General features: G+C 65.4%; 18 protein-coding genes. 15 read left to right on the top strand and 3 right to left on the bottom strand.

What is annotated here, in order from left to right; genetic code table 11:
- Positions 1 to 22: 22 nt before the first annotated feature.
- Positions 23 to 475, bottom strand: a complete 453-nt coding sequence (locus WDB71_RS04220; RefSeq protein ID WP_341503393.1) for a hypothetical protein — start codon at positions 473 to 475, stop codon at positions 23 to 25.
- Positions 476 to 557: 82 nt separating this feature from the next.
- Between WDB71_RS04220 and leuS the strand changes: the two genes are divergently transcribed.
- The 14 genes from leuS to lipA all read left to right on the top strand — a co-directional run bounded on the left by leuS (position 558) and on the right by lipA (position 14,161).
- Positions 558 to 3,140, top strand: coding sequence for a leucine--tRNA ligase (leuS, locus tag WDB71_RS04215; RefSeq protein WP_341503392.1), 2,583 nt, complete (start codon positions 558 to 560; stop codon positions 3,138 to 3,140).
- 10 nt (positions 3,141 to 3,150) lie between these two features.
- A complete protein-coding gene (lptE, locus tag WDB71_RS04210) occupies positions 3,151 to 3,615 on the top strand; it encodes an LPS assembly lipoprotein LptE (RefSeq protein WP_341503391.1) in 465 nt (154 codons plus the stop codon).
- A 1-nt stretch (position 3,616) separates the two neighbouring features.
- Positions 3,617 to 4,645: a DNA polymerase III subunit delta gene (gene holA / locus WDB71_RS04205; protein WP_341503390.1), complete on the top strand. Its 1,029-nt coding sequence runs from the start codon at positions 3,617 to 3,619 to the stop codon at positions 4,643 to 4,645.
- A complete protein-coding gene (nadD, locus tag WDB71_RS04200; RefSeq protein WP_341503389.1) occupies positions 4,642 to 5,268 on the top strand; it encodes a nicotinate-nucleotide adenylyltransferase in 627 nt (208 codons plus the stop codon). The genes holA and nadD overlap by 4 nt, the downstream gene beginning before the upstream one ends.
- Before the next feature lie 48 nt (positions 5,269 to 5,316).
- Entirely contained in the window at positions 5,317 to 5,634 is a 318-nt protein-coding gene (gene rsfS, locus WDB71_RS04195; RefSeq protein ID WP_341503388.1) for a ribosome silencing factor, read from the top strand.
- Entirely contained in the window at positions 5,634 to 6,101 is a 468-nt protein-coding gene (gene rlmH / locus WDB71_RS04190) for a 23S rRNA (pseudouridine(1915)-N(3))-methyltransferase RlmH (RefSeq protein ID WP_341503387.1), read from the top strand. The genes rsfS and rlmH overlap by 1 nt, the downstream gene beginning before the upstream one ends.
- A 1-nt stretch (position 6,102) precedes the next feature.
- Entirely contained in the window at positions 6,103 to 7,989 is a 1,887-nt protein-coding gene (mrdA, locus tag WDB71_RS04185) for a penicillin-binding protein 2 (RefSeq protein ID WP_341503386.1), read from the top strand.
- A 75-nt stretch (positions 7,990 to 8,064) separates the two neighbouring features.
- The gene (gene rodA, locus WDB71_RS04180; protein ID WP_341503385.1) at positions 8,065 to 9,171 is read left to right on the top strand and encodes a rod shape-determining protein RodA; all 1,107 of its coding nucleotides are present in this window, start codon (positions 8,065 to 8,067) and stop codon (positions 9,169 to 9,171) included.
- 8 nt (positions 9,172 to 9,179) lie between these two features.
- The gene (mltB, locus tag WDB71_RS04175; protein ID WP_341503384.1) at positions 9,180 to 10,115 is read left to right on the top strand and encodes a lytic murein transglycosylase B; all 936 of its coding nucleotides are present in this window, start codon (positions 9,180 to 9,182) and stop codon (positions 10,113 to 10,115) included.
- A complete protein-coding gene (locus WDB71_RS04170) occupies positions 10,108 to 10,941 on the top strand; it encodes a septal ring lytic transglycosylase RlpA family protein (RefSeq protein ID WP_341503383.1) in 834 nt (277 codons plus the stop codon). Before mltB ends, WDB71_RS04170 begins: the two co-directional genes overlap by 8 nt.
- Positions 10,942 to 11,021: 80 nt before the next feature.
- Complete coding sequence (locus tag WDB71_RS04165) at positions 11,022 to 12,185, top strand: serine hydrolase (RefSeq protein ID WP_341503382.1); 1,164 nt, start codon at positions 11,022 to 11,024, stop codon at positions 12,183 to 12,185.
- Positions 12,186 to 12,289: 104 nt separating this feature from the next.
- A complete protein-coding gene (gene ybeD, locus WDB71_RS04160; RefSeq protein WP_341503381.1) occupies positions 12,290 to 12,553 on the top strand; it encodes a DUF493 family protein YbeD in 264 nt (87 codons plus the stop codon).
- Entirely contained in the window at positions 12,543 to 13,193 is a 651-nt protein-coding gene (lipB, locus tag WDB71_RS04155) for a lipoyl(octanoyl) transferase LipB (RefSeq protein ID WP_341503380.1), read from the top strand. Before ybeD ends, lipB begins: the two co-directional genes overlap by 11 nt.
- Positions 13,194 to 13,195: 2 nt before the next feature.
- Positions 13,196 to 14,161, top strand: a complete 966-nt coding sequence (lipA, locus tag WDB71_RS04150; RefSeq protein WP_341503379.1) for a lipoyl synthase — start codon at positions 13,196 to 13,198, stop codon at positions 14,159 to 14,161.
- Positions 14,162 to 14,195: 34 nt separating this feature from the next.
- Here lipA and WDB71_RS04145 read toward each other — a convergent pair whose 3' ends face one another.
- A complete protein-coding gene (locus tag WDB71_RS04145; RefSeq protein WP_341503378.1) occupies positions 14,196 to 14,570 on the bottom strand; it encodes a glutathione S-transferase N-terminal domain-containing protein in 375 nt (124 codons plus the stop codon).
- A 129-nt stretch (positions 14,571 to 14,699) separates the two neighbouring features.
- Here WDB71_RS04145 and WDB71_RS04140 point away from each other — a divergent pair, with 129 nt between their 5' ends.
- Complete coding sequence (locus WDB71_RS04140) at positions 14,700 to 16,673, top strand: EAL domain-containing protein (protein WP_341503377.1); 1,974 nt, start codon at positions 14,700 to 14,702, stop codon at positions 16,671 to 16,673.
- On the opposite strand, the gene nlpI is transcribed toward WDB71_RS04140, so the two are convergent.
- Positions 16,661 to 17,578 carry a lipoprotein NlpI gene (gene nlpI, locus WDB71_RS04135; protein ID WP_341503376.1) on the bottom strand — a complete coding sequence of 306 codons (918 nt, stop codon included), beginning with the start codon at positions 17,576 to 17,578 and terminating at the stop codon, positions 16,661 to 16,663. The two genes, WDB71_RS04140 and nlpI, sit on opposite strands and share 13 nt — an antisense overlap.
- Positions 17,579 to 17,658 lie beyond the last annotated feature (80 nt).

The following is a 17,658-nucleotide window of genomic DNA, read 5'->3' as shown; positions in this document are numbered from 1 at the left end:
AAGCGCCCCGAGGGGCGCTTTTTTATGGTTGTTCCCGTTGGAAACGGTCGTGGCCGCATTGGGGGCAGTCCGGGATACGGTCGGGATGGTAGAAGTGCAGCACGAAACCGCATTTCTGGCAGCGCAGGGCGCCAAAACCCAACACGTCGCCGCTCTGGTAGCCCTCGGGATGAGCAAAGTCCCGGGCCAGCTCCCGCCACACCAGCTGGGTAGGATCGGCCATCTCCGCCAGGTACTTCCAGAACTCCTCCACCTTGGCGCTGGGCGGCAAGTCCTGTTCCTGCTCGTCGAGGGCCTTGAGGTCGTCCATCAGCTTGGCCTTGACCAGGGCCCATTCGTCCTTGGTCAGCTCACCGGCGGCGTGGAGGAACTCGGCGGCCTCGTCCACCAGCTCGTCCAGCTTTTGCCCCACGGGCGCGTCCTTGAGTCGCTGTTTCACTTCTTCCAGAAGGCGATTGTAGGCTTTTAGCGGCACGCATCCTCCTTGCCTGTTGTTGGCCCTGATCCCACTTTGATATGCTTAGCATCAATATCCTCATACCCCCCAGAATTCAAAGATGCAAGAGCAATACCGTCCGGAGCTGATCGAGCCCGAAGTCCAGAGCCACTGGGAAGCCAACGGCACCTTCACCGCCACCGAAGATGCCGGCAAGGAAAAGTTCTACTGCCTGTCCATGTTCCCCTACCCGTCCGGCAGGCTGCACATGGGCCACGTGCGCAACTACACCCTGGGTGACGTGATCGCCCGCTACCAGCGCATGCAGGGCAAGAACGTGCTCCAGCCCATGGGCTGGGATGCCTTCGGCCTGCCGGCGGAAAACGCTGCCATCAAGAACAAGACAGCCCCGGCCAAGTGGACCTACGAGAACATCGACTACATGAAGGCCCAGCTCAAGCGCCTGGGCTTCGGCTACGACTGGGGCCGGGAGCTGGCCACCTGCAAGCCCGACTACTACCGCTGGGAACAGTGGTTCTTCACCAAGCTCCATGACAAGGGCCTGGTCTACAAGAAGACCTCCGCCGTCAACTGGTGCCCCAACGACCAGACCGTGCTGGCCAACGAGCAGGTGGTGGACGGCTGCTGCTGGCGCTGCGACACCCCGGTGGAGCAGAAGGAGATCCCCCAGTGGTTCGTGCGCATCACCGACTATGCCGACCAGCTGCTGGCCGACCTGGACGACCTGGAAGGCTGGCCTGAGCAGGTCAAGACCATGCAGCGCCACTGGATCGGCCGCTCCTTCGGGGTCGAGCTGGACTTCGGCGTCGCCGGCCGTGACGAGCAGCTGTCCGTCTACACCACCCGCCCCGACACCCTGATGGGCGTCACCTATGTGGCCATCGCCGCCGGCCATCCCCTGGCCGAGGAAGCCGCCGCCAAGAGCCCCGAACTGGCCGCCTTCCTGGACGAGTGCAAGCACCACAAGGTCGCCGAGGCCGAGCTGGCCACCATGGAGAAGAAGGGCATGGACACCGGCCTCAAGGCCGTGCATCCCCTGACCGGCGAGGAAGTGCCGGTATGGGTGGCCAACTTCGTGCTGATGGACTACGGCTCCGGCGCCGTCATGTCCGTCCCCGGCCACGACCAGCGCGACTACGAATTCGCCCAGAAATACGGTCTGGCCATCAAGCAGGTGATCAAGCCCGCCGATGAGGCCGAGTGCGACCTGAACCAGGCCGCCTTCACCGACAAGGGCCTGCTGGTCAACTCCGGCGAGTTCGACGGCCTGGACTTCGACGCCGCCTTCGACGCCATCGCCGCCAAGCTTGAAAGCCTGGGCCGCGGCCGCAAGACCACCAACTACCGCCTGCGCGACTGGGGCGTCAGCCGCCAGCGCTACTGGGGCGCCCCCATCCCCATGCTGAACCTGGAAGACGGCAGCACCGTGCCGGTGCCCGCCGACCAGCTGCCGGTGCGCCTGCCCGAAGACGTGGTGATGGACGGCGTCAACTCCCCCATCAAGGCCGACGCCCAGTGGCGCCAGACCAGCTACAACGGCCAGGCGGCGGAGCACGAGACCGACACCTTCGACACCTTCATGGAGTCCAGCTGGTACTACGCCCGCTACACCAGCGCCCAGTGCGACGACGCCATGCTGGATCCGGCCAAGGCCAACTACTGGCTGCCCGTTGATCAGTACATCGGCGGCATCGAGCACGCGGTGATGCACCTGCTCTACTCCCGCTTCTTCCACAAGCTGCTGCGCGACGAAGGCCTGGTGGACTCCGACGAGCCCTTCAAGCGTCTGCTCTGCCAGGGCATGGTGCTGGCCGACGCCTTCTACTATACGAATGAGAACGGCGGCCGCGAGTGGGTCTCGCCCCTGGACGTCACCGTCGAGCGCGACGACAAGGGCCGCATCACCAAGGCCGTGGACAACGAAGGCCGCGAGCTGGTCTACGCCGGCATGTCCAAGATGTCCAAGTCCAAGAACAACGGCATCGATCCCCAGGTGATGGTGGACAAGTACGGCGCCGACACCGTGCGCCTGTTCATGATGTTCGCCGCCCCGCCGGAGCTGACCCTGGAGTGGCAGGAAAGCGGCGTGGAAGGCGCCAACCGCTTCCTCAAGCGGCTGTGGAAGCTGGCCCATGACCACAGCGCCAAGGGCCCGGCCCCGGCCCTGGACGTGGCAGCCCTCAGCGGCGACCAGAAGGCCCTGCGCCGGGATCTGCACAAGACCATTGCCAAGGTCGACGACGACCTGGGCCGCCGCCAGACCTTCAACACCGCCATCGCCGCCATCATGGAGCTGCTCAACAAGCTGCAGAAGGCGCCCCAGGACAGCGACCAGGACCGTGCCCTGCTCCAGGAAGCCCTGATGGCCGTGACCCTGATGCTGCACCCCATAGCCCCGCACATGACCCGCGCCATGTACCAGGCCCTGGGCGGCGAAGGCGACATCGAGCACCAGGACTTCCCCAAGGCCGACGCCAAGGCCATGGTCGAGGACGAGAAGCTGGTGGTGGTCCAGGTCAACGGCAAGCTGCGCGCCAAGATCACCGTGGCCGCCGACGCCGACCAGGACAGCGTCCAGGCCCTGGCCATGGAGCAGGATGCGGTACAGAAGTTCACCGACGGCAAGACCCTGCGCAAGGTGATCTATGTGCCCGGCAAGCTGCTCAACATCGTTGCCAACTAGGAGTAACGCCATGCGTTGGCTGTTGATGGCGGTCACTTTGCTGGCCGCCGGCTGTGGATTCCACCTCAAGGGCAGCCATGCGCTGCCCGACGAGCTGCGCACCCTGTCCCTGAGTTCCTTCGACCGCTACGCCCGCGCCACCGTGCTGGTACGCGAGCAACTGGAGCGCGGCGGCGCCACCCTGGGCGCCAGCGGCCCCCAGGTGCATCTGATCAGGGACAAGCTGGATCGCCAGACCCTGAGCCTGTTCGCCTCCGGCCAGGTGGCCGAATACGAGCTCATCTACACCCTGGACTGGCAGCTGATCCGCCCAGAGGCTGAGCCTCTGGATTTCCAGGTGGAAGTGCGCCGGGACTACCAGGACGATCCTACCCGCACCCTGGCCAAGGACAGGGAACGCCAGCTGCTGCTGGAGGAAATGCGCAGGGAGGCCGCCAGCCGGCTGCTGGCCCAGCTGAGCCAGCAGGGCCGCTGACATGCAGGTGCGCCCCCACCAGCTGCACCAGGACCTGCGCCGCCACCAGCCGCCCCTGGTGATGGTGTTCGGCGATGACAGCTTCCTGGTGGAGGAGGCCCTGGATGTGGTGCGCAGCCACGCCCGGGACTGGGGCGCCGAGGAAAGGCTGAGGCTGGCCGTGGAGGCCGGCTTCGACTGGCAGCAGCTGTGGGACGAATACCACGCCCTGTCGCTGTTCGCCACCCGCCGCCTCATCGAGCTGGATCTCAATACCAAGCTGGACGACATGGGCCGCAGTACCCTCACCGAGCTGCTGGCCAACCCCAACCCGGACATCATCCTGCTGCTGCGCGGCCCCCGGGCCGAAAAGAGCATGACCGGCGCCAAGTGGTTCAAGACCCTGGAGCAGGCCGGCTTCTACGTGCCCATCTACAGCCTGGACGAACGCCAGTTCCCCGGCTGGCTGAGCCGGCGCCTGCAACAGGTGGGCCTCAACGCCACACCGGACGCCCTGGCCATGCTGGCCACCTTCACCGAAGGCAACCTGCTGGCCGCCAGCCAGGAGGTGCAGAAGCTGGCGCTGCTGCACCAGGGCCAGCTGGACAGGGCCATGGTGGAGGCGGCGGTACTGGACCATGCCCGTTTCGATCTCTTCCAGTGGACAGAGGCCCTGCTCGGCGACGACGCCGCCAAGGCGCTGCGGGTACTGGCGCGGATCCGCGAGGAGGGCCTGGAGCCGCCGCTGCTGATCTGGGCCCTGGACCGGGAGCTGGAGCAGCTGCTGGCCCTGCTCAGCGCCGCCGATCCCCAGGCCGAGCTGGCCAGGCGGCGCATGCCGCCCCAGCGCAAGCCCCTCTACCAGAAGGCACTGCGTAAGCTGAGCGCCGGCCGCCTGCGGCAGATCCAGCGCCACCTGGCCTGGCTGGACCAGCATTTCAAGCTCAGCGACGACGGCGACGTCTGGCCCGGGCTGATGGATCTGACCCTGGCCTTCTTCCCCGGCCAGCGACCGCGCCTGGACGTCATTCGCCCCGGCTACGCCTCATGAGCACCCTGGGCCTGTTCGGCGGCACCTTCGATCCCATCCACCTGGGCCACCTGCGCATGGCCGAGGAGGTCCGCGAGGCCTTTGGCCTGGAGCAGGTCTCGCTGCTGCCCAACCATGTGCCGCCGCACCGGGCCAATCCCCTCAGCGCCCCCCGCCACCGCCTGGCCATGGCCAGGCTGGCGGTGCGTGACAACCCCACCCTGGTGGTGGACGACCGCGAGCTCAGGCGGAACAGCCCCTCCTATACCCTGCTGACCTTGCAGGAACTCAAGGCCGAGGCCCCCCAGCGGGGGCTGCTGTTCATCATGGGCATGGACAGCCTGCTGTCCTTCACCAGCTGGCACCAGTGGCAGCGCATTCTTGAGCTCTGCTCCCTGGCGGTCTGCTGCCGCCCCGGCCATGTGCTGGAAAAACAGCAGCTTGCGGAACCCCTGCGGGAAAGGCTGGTCGAACACCCCCGTGAGGTGACGGGCCCGGGGCAGATCTGCTGCCTGGCCACCACCGAGCTGGCCATCTCCGCCACCGACATCAGGGCCAGGGTCGCCGCCGGCCAGAGCCTGCGCTACCTGGTGCCGGATGCCGTGGCCGGCTACATAGACGAGCACGGCCTGTACCGGGGCTGAGCGGCTTCTGGTAGACTTGGCGATTCGATTTTTTTCTTTGGAAGCTCCATGAACGGCGAAGAACTGAAACTGTTTGTTGTAGACAAGGCCGACGACCTCAAGGCGGTCGACATCCAGGCCATAGACGTGCGCGGCAAGTCCTCCGTGACCGAATTCATCGTGGTGTGCAGCGGCACCTCCCGCACCCATGTCAACGCCATCGCCGAGAACGTCATCACCGAGTCCAAGCACGCCGGCCTGCAGCCGCTGGGCGTGGAAGGCAAGGAAACCGGCGAATGGGTGCTGGTGGACCTGGGCGACGTGGTGCTGCACGTGATGCAGGAGCAGACCCGCGACTTCTACCAGCTCGAGAAGCTCTGGAGCTGATGCGGCTCAAGCTCATTGCCGTCGGCACCAAGATGCCGGCCTGGGTCCAGGACGGTTTCGACGAATACCAGCGCCGCTTCCCCAGGGACTGCGCCCTGGAGCTGGTGGAGATCCCCGCCGGCAAGCGCGGCAAGAACGCCGACGTGGCCCGCATCCTCGACAAGGAAGGCCAGCAGATGCTGGCCGCGGCCCAGGGCTGCCGCGTCGTCACCCTGGACATCCCCGGCAAGCCCTGGGACACCCATGATCTGGCCAGGGAGCTGACCCGCTGGCAGCACGACGGCCGCGACGTGGCCATACTGGTGGGCGGCCCCGAGGGGCTGAGCCCCGAGTGCAAGCGGGCCGCCGAACAGTCCTGGTCCCTGTCCAGGCTGACCCTGCCCCACCCCCTGGTGCGCATCGTCATGGCCGAGGCCCTGTACCGGGCCTGGAGCCTGAACAACAACCATCCGTACCACAGGGAGTAAGATGGGCCCCAGACGCGTCGCCATTCGGGATCACGGCTTCGAATCATCGCTGTTCTGGCGCCGGGCGCTGTTCTGCCTGGCCGTGGTGGTGCTGCTGCTGGGCGCCCTGCTGGCCAACCTCTACCGGATCCAGGTCCAGGATCACCAGATCTACCAGACCCGCTCCAACGACAACCGCATCAAGCTGGTGCCGGTGGCCCCCAACCGCGGCATCATCTACGACCGTAACGGCGTGGTGCTGGCCGAGAACAGGCCGGTGTTCTCCCTGGAGGTGATCCCGGAGCAGGTCCAGGATCTGGACCAGAGCCTGGCCGAGCTCAGTGCCCTGCTTGGCCTGGAGCAGGACGACATCGACGATTTCCGCAAGGCCATGAAGGGGGTGCGCCGCTTCAAGCGCATCCCGCTGCTGGGCAAGCTCAGCGAGGAACAGGTGGCGGTCTTTGCCGTCAACCAGCACCGCTTCCCCGGGGTCTCGGTGGAGGCCCGCCTCAAGCGCTACTACCCCTTCAAGGACAAGCTCACCCATGCCCTGGGCTATGTGGCCCGCATCAACGACCGTGACCTCAAGCGCCTGGACGAGAAGGGCCTGACCCAGCAGTACGCCGCCACCCACGAAATAGGCAAGCTGGGCATAGAGCGCTATTACGAGGACAGCCTGCACGGCAAGGTGGGCTTCATGGAGGTGGAGGTCAACAACCGCGGCCGGGTGATCCGCACCCTGCGTTTCCAGCCGCCGGAGCCGGGCCAGGATCTCTACCTCAACATCGACATCAACCTGCAGCTCAAGGCCCAGGAGCTGCTGGCCGGCCAGCGCGGCTCCATCATCGCCCTGGATCCCAAGGACGGCGGCGTGCTGGCCCTGGCCAGCTCCCCCTCCTACGACCCCAACCTGTTCGTGCGCGGCATCTCCAGCAAGAACTACAATGCCCTGCTGCACTCCCCGGATCGGCCGCTGATCAACAGGGCCACCCGTGGCCGCTATCCGCCGGCCTCCACCGTCAAGCCCCTGCTGGCCCTGGTGGGCCTGGAGGAAGGGGTGATCAGCCCCCATTCCAAGGTCTGGGATCCGGGCTTCTTCCAGCTGCCCAATGTCGATCACAAGTACCGGGACTGGAAACCCTGGGGCCACGGCTGGGTGGATCTGAAACGGGCCATCGCCGAGTCCTGCGATACCTATTTCTACCAGTTGGCCATGGATCTGGGCATCGACAAGATCAGCCAGTGGATGACCCGTTTTGGCTTCGGTGAATACACCGGCATCGACATCCACGAGGAGATCTCGGCGCTGATGCCGTCCCGGCAGTGGAAGCGGGCCCGGCTCAACAGGCCCTGGTACGGGGGGGAAACGGTGATCATCGGCATCGGCCAGAGCTACTGGACGGTGACGCCGCTGCAACTGGCCACCGCCACCACCACCCTGGCCAACAGGGGCACCTACCACACCCCGCGCCTGCTCAGGGCCTATGGCGGCACCAGCGGCATACTGCCGCTGCCACCGGAAGACCGGGACGCCATAGTCCTGGACAACCCCGTGTACTGGCAGGACGTGCTGGACGCCATGCACAGGACCAACAGCCATATCACCGGCTCCGGCTACAAGGCCTTCAAGGACGCCCCCTACAGCTCGGCGGGCAAGACCGGCACCGCCCAGGTGGCCGGCATCGCCCAGGACGCCAAGTACGAGGCCGAGAAGGTGGCCGAACACCTGCGGGACAACGCCATGTACGTGGGCTTCGCCCCCTTCGAGGACCCCCAGATAGTGGTGTCGGTGGCATTGGAGAACGTCATCGGCGGCGGCAGCAAGCGTGCCGCCCCCCTGGCCCGGGAGATGATGGACGCCTACCTGGTCGACGACGGCAACCAAGGCGGAGAAGGCAGTCATGAGTGATCTGACCAAGAAACCCGGGCGGCTGGCCCGCCTTCATTTTGACAGCAGCTGGCTGCCATCAAGGAGCAAGCCCTAATGAGCGACCTGGCCAAGAAACCCGGTATCCTGGCCCGACTGCATCTGGACGGCTGGATGCTGGCGCTGCTGCTGTGCCTGATGGGCCTCAGCCTGGCCGTGGTCTATTCCGCCTCCGGCCAGGAGATGGCCATGGTCGAGCGCCAGGTGATCCGCTGGGGCCTGTCCCTGGGGGTGATGCTGTTCGTGGCCCAGATCCCGCCGGAGGTGTTCCGGCGCTGGGCCGTGCCCCTGTTCGGGGCCGGCATCGCCATGCTGGTGGCGGTGCTGCTGGTAGGCCATGTGGGCAAGGGCGCCCAGCGCTGGCTGGATCTGGGGGTGATCAAGTTCCAGCCCTCGGAAATCATGAAGCTGGCCGTGCCCATGATGGTGGCCTGGTACATCGCCAGCCAGCCGCTGCCGCCCAGGCTGGGCCGGCTGCTGATCGGCCTGGCCCTGGTGCTGGCGCCGACCCTGCTGATCGCCAAGCAGCCGGATCTGGGCACCTCGCTGCTGATCGCCTGCTCCGGCATCTTCGTGCTGTTCCTGGCCGGCATGAGCTGGCGCCTGGTGGGGGCGGCCCTGATCGCCATCGGCGCCTTCGTGCCCATCCTCTGGTACTTCCTGATGCACGACTACCAGCGCCAGCGGGTACTCACCTTCCTCAACCCGGAGAGCGATCCCCTGGGCTCGGGCTACCACATCATCCAGTCCAAGATCGCCATCGGCTCGGGCGGCCTCTGGGGCAAGGGCTGGCTGCAGGGAACCCAGTCCCAGCTGGAGTTCCTGCCCGAGCGCCACACCGACTTCATCTTCTCGGTGTTCAGCGAGGAATTCGGCCTGGTGGGCGTCGTCTGCCTGCTGCTGCTTTACCTGGCCGTGGTCACCCGCGGCCTGTACATGGCCACCCAGGCCCAAACCGCGTTCAGCCGGCTGTTAGGTGGCTCCATTATCCTGACCTTCTTCATCTATGTTTTCGTGAACATCGGCATGGTGTCCGGCATGCTGCCGGTGGTGGGGGTGCCCCTGCCGCTGGTGTCCTACGGCGGCACCTCCATGTTGACCCTGATGGCCGGCTTCGGCGTACTGATGTCGATCCATACCCATAAACGCATGCTGAGCACCTAGGAGGTCCAGTGAAGGCCCTGCTTTTAAGCCTGACAATGCTGACCAGCGCCGCCCAGGCGAACGACACCAAGATAGCCGAGCTGGCCGAGCTGGCCGGCCTGAGCGCACAGGAGGTACGCCAGGAGCTGGCCGGCCTCGAGCCCAACCAGAAGATCCTCGACGCCATCGCCACCCCCTGGGAGGCCAAGCCCTGGCACCAGTATCGGCCCATCTTCCTGACCCAGGCCCGGCTCGATGCCGGCCTGGCCTTCTGGCGCGAGCACGCCGACACCCTGGCCAGGGCCGAAGCCGAATTCCAGGTGCCGGCCGAGGTGATCGTGGCCATCATCGGCGTCGAGACCTATTTCGGCCGCCACATGGGCGTCTACCACGTCAAGGAGGCCCTCTATACCCTGGGCTTCCACTACCCGCCCCGGGCCGATTTCTTCTTCAAAGAGCTGGGCCAGTACCTCAGGCTCAAGGGCGAGGAAGGCTGGCAGCACAGTCCCAAGGGCTCCTACGCCGGCGCCATGGGCATGGGCCAGTTCATCCCCTCCAGCTACCGCCATTTCGCCCTGGACTATGACGGCGACGGCAAGCGCGATCTGTTCGCAAGCCCCCAGGACGCCATCGGCTCCGTGGCCAATTACTTCCACCGGCACGGCTGGCGCCTGCACGAGCCGGTGCTGGCCAGGGCCGACAATCCCAGGGCCGTCGCCGCCGAGCCCGGCCTGGAACTGGACAGCACCCTGGGCCAGCTCAAGGCTCTGGGCCTGGTGCCGGGAATCGCCACCGATGACGCCACCCCGGCCAAGCTGTTCGCCTTCGAGCAGGCCGAGGGCAGCGACTACCAGATCGGCTTCCACAACTTCTACGTGATCACCCGCTACAACAGATCGCCCCTCTACGCCCGGGCGGTGTGGGAGCTGGCCCAGTGGCTGAAACAGGAGCGCGCCGATGCGTAAGGCGCTGCCGCCGTTGCTGCTGATCCTGGCCGGTTGTCAAAGTGCCCCGCCGTCCCAGGACATCGCCAAGCCGGTGCCCACCGAGGACGATCCCAACGCCGGCCGTTACAGCCAGGCCGTGGACGCCTACCCGGACAGCCCCCCGGAGCTGGGCGAGGTCCAGGACGTGCCGATCAGGGCCGAGCCCTACAGCGCCCAGGGCAACCGGGACTATCAACTGCGCGGCAAGCACTACCGGGTGCTCAAGCAGGCCGAGGGTTTCGTCGAGCAGGGCCATGCCTCCTGGTACGGCACCAAGTTCCACGGCCACACCACCTCCAACGGCGAGACCTACGACATGTACGCCATGTCCGGGGCCCACAAGACCCTGCCCCTGCCCTCCTACGTGAAGGTCACCAACCTCAACAACCAGAAGACGGTGGTGGTGCGGGTCAACGATCGCGGCCCCTTCCACCCGGGGCGCATCATCGATCTCTCCTACGCCGCCGCCTACAAGCTGGACATGCTCAAGGCGGGCACGGCGCCGGTACGTATCGAGGTGGTGATGCCGGATACACAAGCCTCGGTGCTGACCCCGCTCAAGGGCGAGCAGAAACAGATCTTCGTGCAGGTGGCCGCCACCGGCGACCAGGACAGGGCCAACGCCATGGCCAGGCGCCTTGCCGGCCTGCTGGGCACCGGCTACCAGATCGCCATGACCCCGGGCCTGTACAAGGTACGGCTGGGCCCGGCCCGGGACGAGCTCCATGCCGAGGCCCTGATTGAACGGCTCAAAGACCTGGACGTGCCACAGCCGTTCAAGGTCTACAGGGCACCCAAGGAGTGACGCCGTAACGGGATGCCTTGAGAATCGGGCCCCGAGCACGCATCATATTGTTTGATTTGAAAGATAAAGACTGAAGATCCATGCGAAACGCCATTGCTTCACTCGCTGCCGTCGGCCTGATGGCCACCTCCCTCTGTGCCCATGCGGCACGGATCACCCCCCAGGTGCCCGAGGTAGGCGCCAAGGCCTACTTCCTGGTGGATTACCAGACCGGCAAGGTGCTGGCCGAAGGCAATGCCGACGACCGCCTGCCCCCGGCCTCCCTGACCAAGATGATGACCAGCTACATCATCGGCAAGGAGATCCAGGCCGGTAACCTCAGCAACGACGACAAGGTGCTGGTGTCCGAAAAGGCCTGGGCCAAGAACTTCCCCGACTCCTCGAAGATGTTCATCGAGGTGGGCACAGAGGTGAGCGTCGGCGACCTCAACCGCGGCATCATCATCCAGTCCGGCAACGACGCCTGCGTGGCCATGGCCGAGCACATCGCCGGCACCGAGAGCGCCTTTGCCGACCTGATGAACGCCGAGGCCAAGCGCCTGGGCATGCTCGACACCCAGTTCGAGAACTCCCACGGCCTGCACTCCCAGACCCATTTCACCACCGCCCGTGACATGGCCACCCTGGGGGCGGCGCTGATCCGCGACGTGCCCGAGGAGTACAAGCTCTATTCCGAGCAGACCTTCACCTACAACGGCATCAAGCAGTACAACCGCAACGCCCTGCTGCTGGACAGATCCATGGAAGTGGACGGCATCAAGACCGGCCACACCAGCCAGGCCGGCTATTCCCTGGTGGCCTCCGCGGTCAAGGACGGCATGCGCCTGATCTCCGTGGTCATGGGCACCAAGAGCGAGCAGGCCCGCAAGGCCGAAAGCAAGAAGCTGCTCAACTGGGGCTTCCGTTTCTTCGAGACCGTCACCCCCTTCCAGGCCGGTGAAGAGTTCGCCAGCCAGCGCATCTACATGGGCAACGTGGAAGAGGTCAAGCTGGGTATCCTCACCGACACCCCGGTGACCATCCCCCGCGGCGCCGCCAAGGATCTCAAGGCCGACTTCCAGCTCGACCGCGAGCTCAAGGCGCCCCTGGCCAAGGGCGAGCGGGTCGGCACCCTGCACCTGAAACTGGACGGCGAGGACATCGCCGAGTATCCCCTGGTGGCCCTGCACGAGGTCCAGGAAGGCGGCTGGTTCTCCCGCCTGGTGGACTACCTGACCCTGCTGGTCAAGGGCTGGCTGGGCTGAGCCTTGTAACGGCACTGATCCGACCCCCTATCCAAAGGCGCCGAAAGGCGCCTTTTTCATCACTTTCTGGTACACTTACGCCGTTTAACGTCTGGAGTGGTAGCATGCAGACCCAATTTGACGAATTGCTGGAATTCCCCTGCCAATTTCCCTTCAAGGTGCTGGCCCAGGCCGATGAACACCTCGCGGAGCAGGTGGTGGCCGTGGTGCAGCAGCACGCCCCCGGCGACTACAGCCCCGAGATCAGGCCGTCCAGCAAGGGCACCTACATCTCCGTGACCGTCCAGGTCACCGTCACCTCCAAGGATCACGTGGAAAGCCTCTACAAGGCCCTTGGCGCCATCGAGAAGGTCAAATATGTCCTCTGATCAGCTGCGCATCCGCCAGCTGGGCCGCATGGCTTACGAGCCGGTCTGGCAGGCCATGAAGCAGTTCACCGACAACCGCAACGGCGAGACCGTCGACGAATTCTGGCTGGTCGAGCACGATCCCGTGTTCACCCAGGGCCAGGCCGGCAAGGAAGAGCATCTGCTGGCGCCCGGCGACATCCCCGTGGTGCAGGTGGACAGGGGCGGCCAGGTCACCTATCACGGCCCGGGCCAGCAGGTCCTCTACGTGATGCTGGATCTGCGCCGCCGCAAGCTGGGCGTGCGCGAACTGGTCAGCCAGATCGAAAACGCCGTGGTCGACACCCTGGCCCACTGGGGCATCGAAGCCGCCCCCCGCCCCGATGCCCCCGGCGTCTACGTGGGCGCGCAGAAGATCTGTTCCCTGGGCCTGCGGGTCCGCAAGGGCTGCAGCTTCCACGGCCTGGCCCTGAACGTCGACATGGACATGACGCCCTTCCTGCGCATCAACCCCTGCGGTTATGCGGGCATGGAAATGACCCAAATCGCCACCCAAGGTGGCCCCAGCACCCTAGAAGAAGTACAACCTCGACTGGTAGCCGCCCTGGCCAAGTGCCTGGGCTATGACGGCTGGCAAGAGGTTAACGGACTGGAACTGTAACCATGAGCAAGACTGTACGCATTGAACCTGGCGTCAAGATGCGCGATGCCGACAAGATGGCCCTGATCCCGGTGAAGCTGCTGCCCTCCCAGCCCACCGAGACGCTGCGCAAGCCCGAGTGGCTGCGGGTCAAGCTGCCGGCCAGCACCCAGCGCATCGAGAACATCAAGGGCGCCATGCGCAAGCACGGTCTGCACTCCGTCTGTGAGGAAGCCTCCTGCCCCAACCTGGCCGAGTGCTTCAACCACGGCACCGCCACCTTCATGATCCTGGGCGACATCTGCACCCGCCGCTGCCCCTTCTGCGACGTGGCCCACGGCCGCCCCCTGCCGCCGTCCGCCGAGGAGCCGGAGAAGCTGGCCCTGACCGTTCGCGACATGGGCCTCAAGTACGTGGTGATCACCTCGGTGGACCGCGACGACCTGCGCGACGGTGGTGCCCAGCACTTCGCCGACTGCATCAAGGCCATTCGCCAGCACTGCCCGGACACCAAGATCGAGATCCTGGTGCCGGACTTCCGCGGCCGCATGGACATCGCCCTGGACATCCTCACCGAGACCCCGCCGGACGTGTTCAACCACAACCTGGAGAACGTGCCGCGCCTGTACAAGATGGTCCGCCCCGGCGCCAACTACGAATGGTCCCTGGAGCTGCTCAAGCGCTTCAAGGAGCGTAACCCGGACATTCCCACCAAGTCCGGCCTGATGATGGGCCTGGGCGAGGAGAACGAGGAAATCGCCCAGGTGATGCAGGATCTGCGCGACCACGGCGTCACCATGCTGACCCTGGGCCAGTACCTGCAGCCGAGCCGCCACCACCTGCCCGTGGCCCGCTACGTGCCGCCGGCGGAGTTCGACGAACTCCACGACAGGGCCATGGCCATGGGCTACGAGCACGCCGCCTGCGGCCCCCTGGTCCGTTCCTCCTACCATGCGGACAAGCAGGCCGCCGGGGAAGAGGTCAAGTAAAGGAAAAGGCGCCCAGGGGCGCCTTTTTTGTTGCTCAGGCCGCCTGGCCGAAGCGGTCTTCCAGGTAGGCGATGATGTCGCCGGACTCGTACAGCCAGCGGCTCTGGCCGCCTTCTTCGATGCGCAGGCAGGGGGACTGGATCCGGCCGCCCTCCTTTTCCAGCACTGCCCGGTGCTCGGAGCCGGGCTGCACGTTGCGCAGCGCCACGGGCAGGGCCAGCCGGTGCAGGGTGCGCCTGGTCTTGATGCAGAAGGGGCAGTTGGGCAGCTGGTACAGGGTAAGCGAGCGGCACTGGGCTTCCACCTCGGCCTGGGCCTGGCCGTCACGCTTCAGGGGACGGGGCCGGGTCAGTTTGTCGATGGCCCGGATCAGCAGGCCAAGGGCGTTTCGTACGATCTTCAACAGCATCTGGAACTCCTACTTTGCAGCGGCCCGCATTCTACCGGATCCGGCGCCGGCTCTCACCCCGGCTGGCCTATGCTTATAGGGATCTCCGCCACCGGGTGAACCACCATGGCCCAGGCACAGCAAGCCAGATTGAGCCGCCGACTGATCTCCTACGCGGTGGGCCTGTCCGTGTTGATGATCATGCTGATCATCCCCATCCAGTACTTCCTGGATTACCGCGCCGCCATGATCCGTATCGACGACGCCGTCAAGCAGACCCAGAGCGGCTACCTGCCCTCCCTGGCCGCGGCGCTGTGGAACTTCGATGAGAGCCGGGTGCGGCTGAACCTGGAAAACCTGGTCCAGCAGCCCTTCGCCAGCTTCGCCCAGGTCAAGGGCGAGCTGGACATGGAAGTCCGGGTCGGCCAGCTGCCCCGGGAGAGCGCGCGCCACAGCCTGGAATTTCCCATCATCCAGCAGGACGGCAACACCAAGCTCGGCGAGCTGCTGCTGGTGTTCAACAAGGAGGCGGCCAGCAATTACGCCTGGGACAGGGTCCGCGGCTCCTTCATCGCCCTGTGCGTCTATACGCTGTTGTTCGCCGGGCTGATGCTGGTACTGGTGCAGCGGGTGGTGACCTTCCGCCTGCTCAGGCTGTCGGACTTCGCCCAGAACCTGCGCCTGGACAACCTGGGCCAGGAGCCCAAGCTCAGGCCCCACAGGGGCAACGACGAACTTGATCAGCTCACCCGCCATCTGCTGGAGATGCGCAGCCAGCTGGCCACGGATCGGGAGGATCTGAAGCGCTTCGAGGAAGAGCTGGCCAAGCGGGCCAGCGAGGATCAGCTCACCGAGCTGCCCAACCGCTTCTGCTTCCTGGAGCAGCTGCACAAGCTGCTGGACAAGGAGCATTCCCCCCACTTCGCGCTGCTGTTCATCGACCTGGACGGCTTCAAGAAGGTCAACGATACCCTGGGCCACATGACAGGCGACGAGCTGCTGATCCAGACCGGGGCCCGGATCCGCTCCATCCTCTCCGAAAAGAGCTTCCTGGCCCGCTACGGCGGGGACGAGTTCGTGGTGATCCGCCGCTACGACGACGAGGATGACATCAGGAAGGAGGCCGATCGCCTCACCCATGGCTTCACCCGGCCCTTCAAGGTCTTCGACAACCTGCTCTACCTCAGCGTCTCCATCGGCATCGCCCTCTACCCCGACGATGCCGACTCCGGCGAGGAGCTCTTGAAGCGGGCCGACGCCGCCATGTACCAGGCCAAGGCCAGGGGCCGCTCCCTGTACCTGTTCTTCGACCACGACATGTACCAGCGCCTGTGCCGGCGGGTGGAGCTGGAAGACAAGCTCAGGGAGGCCATCGACAAGGGCGAGATGATGGTGATGTACCAGCCCATCGTCTCCACCCGAAACGGCCGCCTGATCGGCGTGGAGGCGCTGCTGCGCTGGCACAGCGCCGACCTGGGCTGGATCGATCCCGAGCAATTCATCCCCCTGGCCGAGGAAACCGGCAAGATCCTGGAGCTCGGTGCCTGGGTGCTGAAGAAGGCCTGCGCCCAGATCCGGCAGTGGCAGGGCATGGGCAAGCAGCTCAAGGTGTCGGTCAACGTCTCCAACCTGCAGCTGCACCACAGCGACTTCGCCGAGCAGGTGGCGGCCATCCTGGCGGAAACCCAGGCGCCACCGGAGATGCTGCAGCTGGAGATCACCGAAAGCGCCGTGCTGGAGGAGCACAAGATCACCCTGGACAACATGCACAAGCTCAAGGAGATGGGCATCGCCTTCGTGCTGGATGACTTCGGCACCGGCTATTCGTCGCTGTCCTACATCCAGCAGCTGCCGTTGGACGGCCTCAAGATTGACAAGAGCTTCGTCGACGCCATGCTGACCTCGGAGCGGGACATGGCGCTGCTGGAAGGCATCATCAGCCTGGCCAAGGCACTGTCGCTGACCATGACCGCCGAAGGCATCGAAAGCAAGGAGCAGGCCCAGGCCCTGCTCCGGCTGGGGGTGGATGCCCTGCAGGGCCACCTGCTGGGCGAGGCCTTGCCGGCCGATGAGCTGGACTGGGAGGTACGCCAGCAGATCGGCCAGCTCAATCAGCCCGCCTGAGCGGCCTCCAGCGCCTTGCGCTCGGCTTCCTTCCTGGCCGCCCTGGCCTGGCGCAGCCGCTTCAACTCCAGGCGCGCGTAGCGGTGTTCGATGAAGTCCTGCACATTGGTGGTCAGGGCCAGCTTGAAGTAATTGATGGCCTGCTCTTCCTGGCCGAAAAACTGGTGCAGCTTGCCCAAGTAGAAGTAGGCCTCGCAGAGCCGTTCGGCCAGCTCCTTGTTGGAACTCACCCCTTCGGTCAGCCCCGCCACGAACCGGGCCTTGGTGATCCGGCCCAGGTAGAGGGCGACGATCTGGTTGCCCCAGACGTCCGGTGCCAGCCGGCTGGCATTGTAGGCCAGCCTGGCCAGGGCCTCTGGCCTGTTGATCTCCTGTTCGGCCAGGAACAGCCACAGCAGGCGGTAGGGATCGTCGGGCTGGCGATTGAGGAACTCCTCGAAATCGCGCACCGCCAGGGTCGGACGACCGCCGTAATAGAGGGCGATGCCCCGGTTCAGGTAGGCGTAGTCGTGGCCCGGCTGCAGCTCAATGGCCGCATCCAGGGCCTCGTAGGCCTGGTCGAACTCTTCTTCGGCGATGGCGTGGATCCCCACGAAGTTGTAGGCATCGGCCAGATCCGGCTTGAGCTGGATGGCCCGGTTGAAGTCACGACGGGCCAGGGCCTTGAGGCCGACGCTGTCGAGGATGACGCCACGGCGGTAGAGCAGCTGGGCCTGCTGTTCCTGGGACAGCTCGGCCTTGTAGAGGATCTCCTCCAGCCGGGCCAGCTCGACCTCGGCTTGGAAAGGGACCGACACCGGCTCGGCAAGGATCAGCTTGCCGGCGCCGCCGTTTTCCTTGTCGGGTGAAACGGCGCAGCCGCCCAAAGCGGCCAGGGACAAAAAGAGGATCAGGGCCTTACGCATAATTCCATTCCCTGTGGATTGCTTGCTACATCCTGCCAGAATGGCAACAGAAAGGGGAGCCGAAGCTCCCCTTAACACTA

Source organism: Gallaecimonas sp. GXIMD4217 (assembly GCF_038087665.1).
In the GTDB taxonomy this organism is placed as follows: Bacteria; Pseudomonadota; Gammaproteobacteria; order Enterobacterales; family Gallaecimonadaceae; genus Gallaecimonas.
This window is presented reverse-complemented; position numbering and strand designations above follow the sequence as displayed.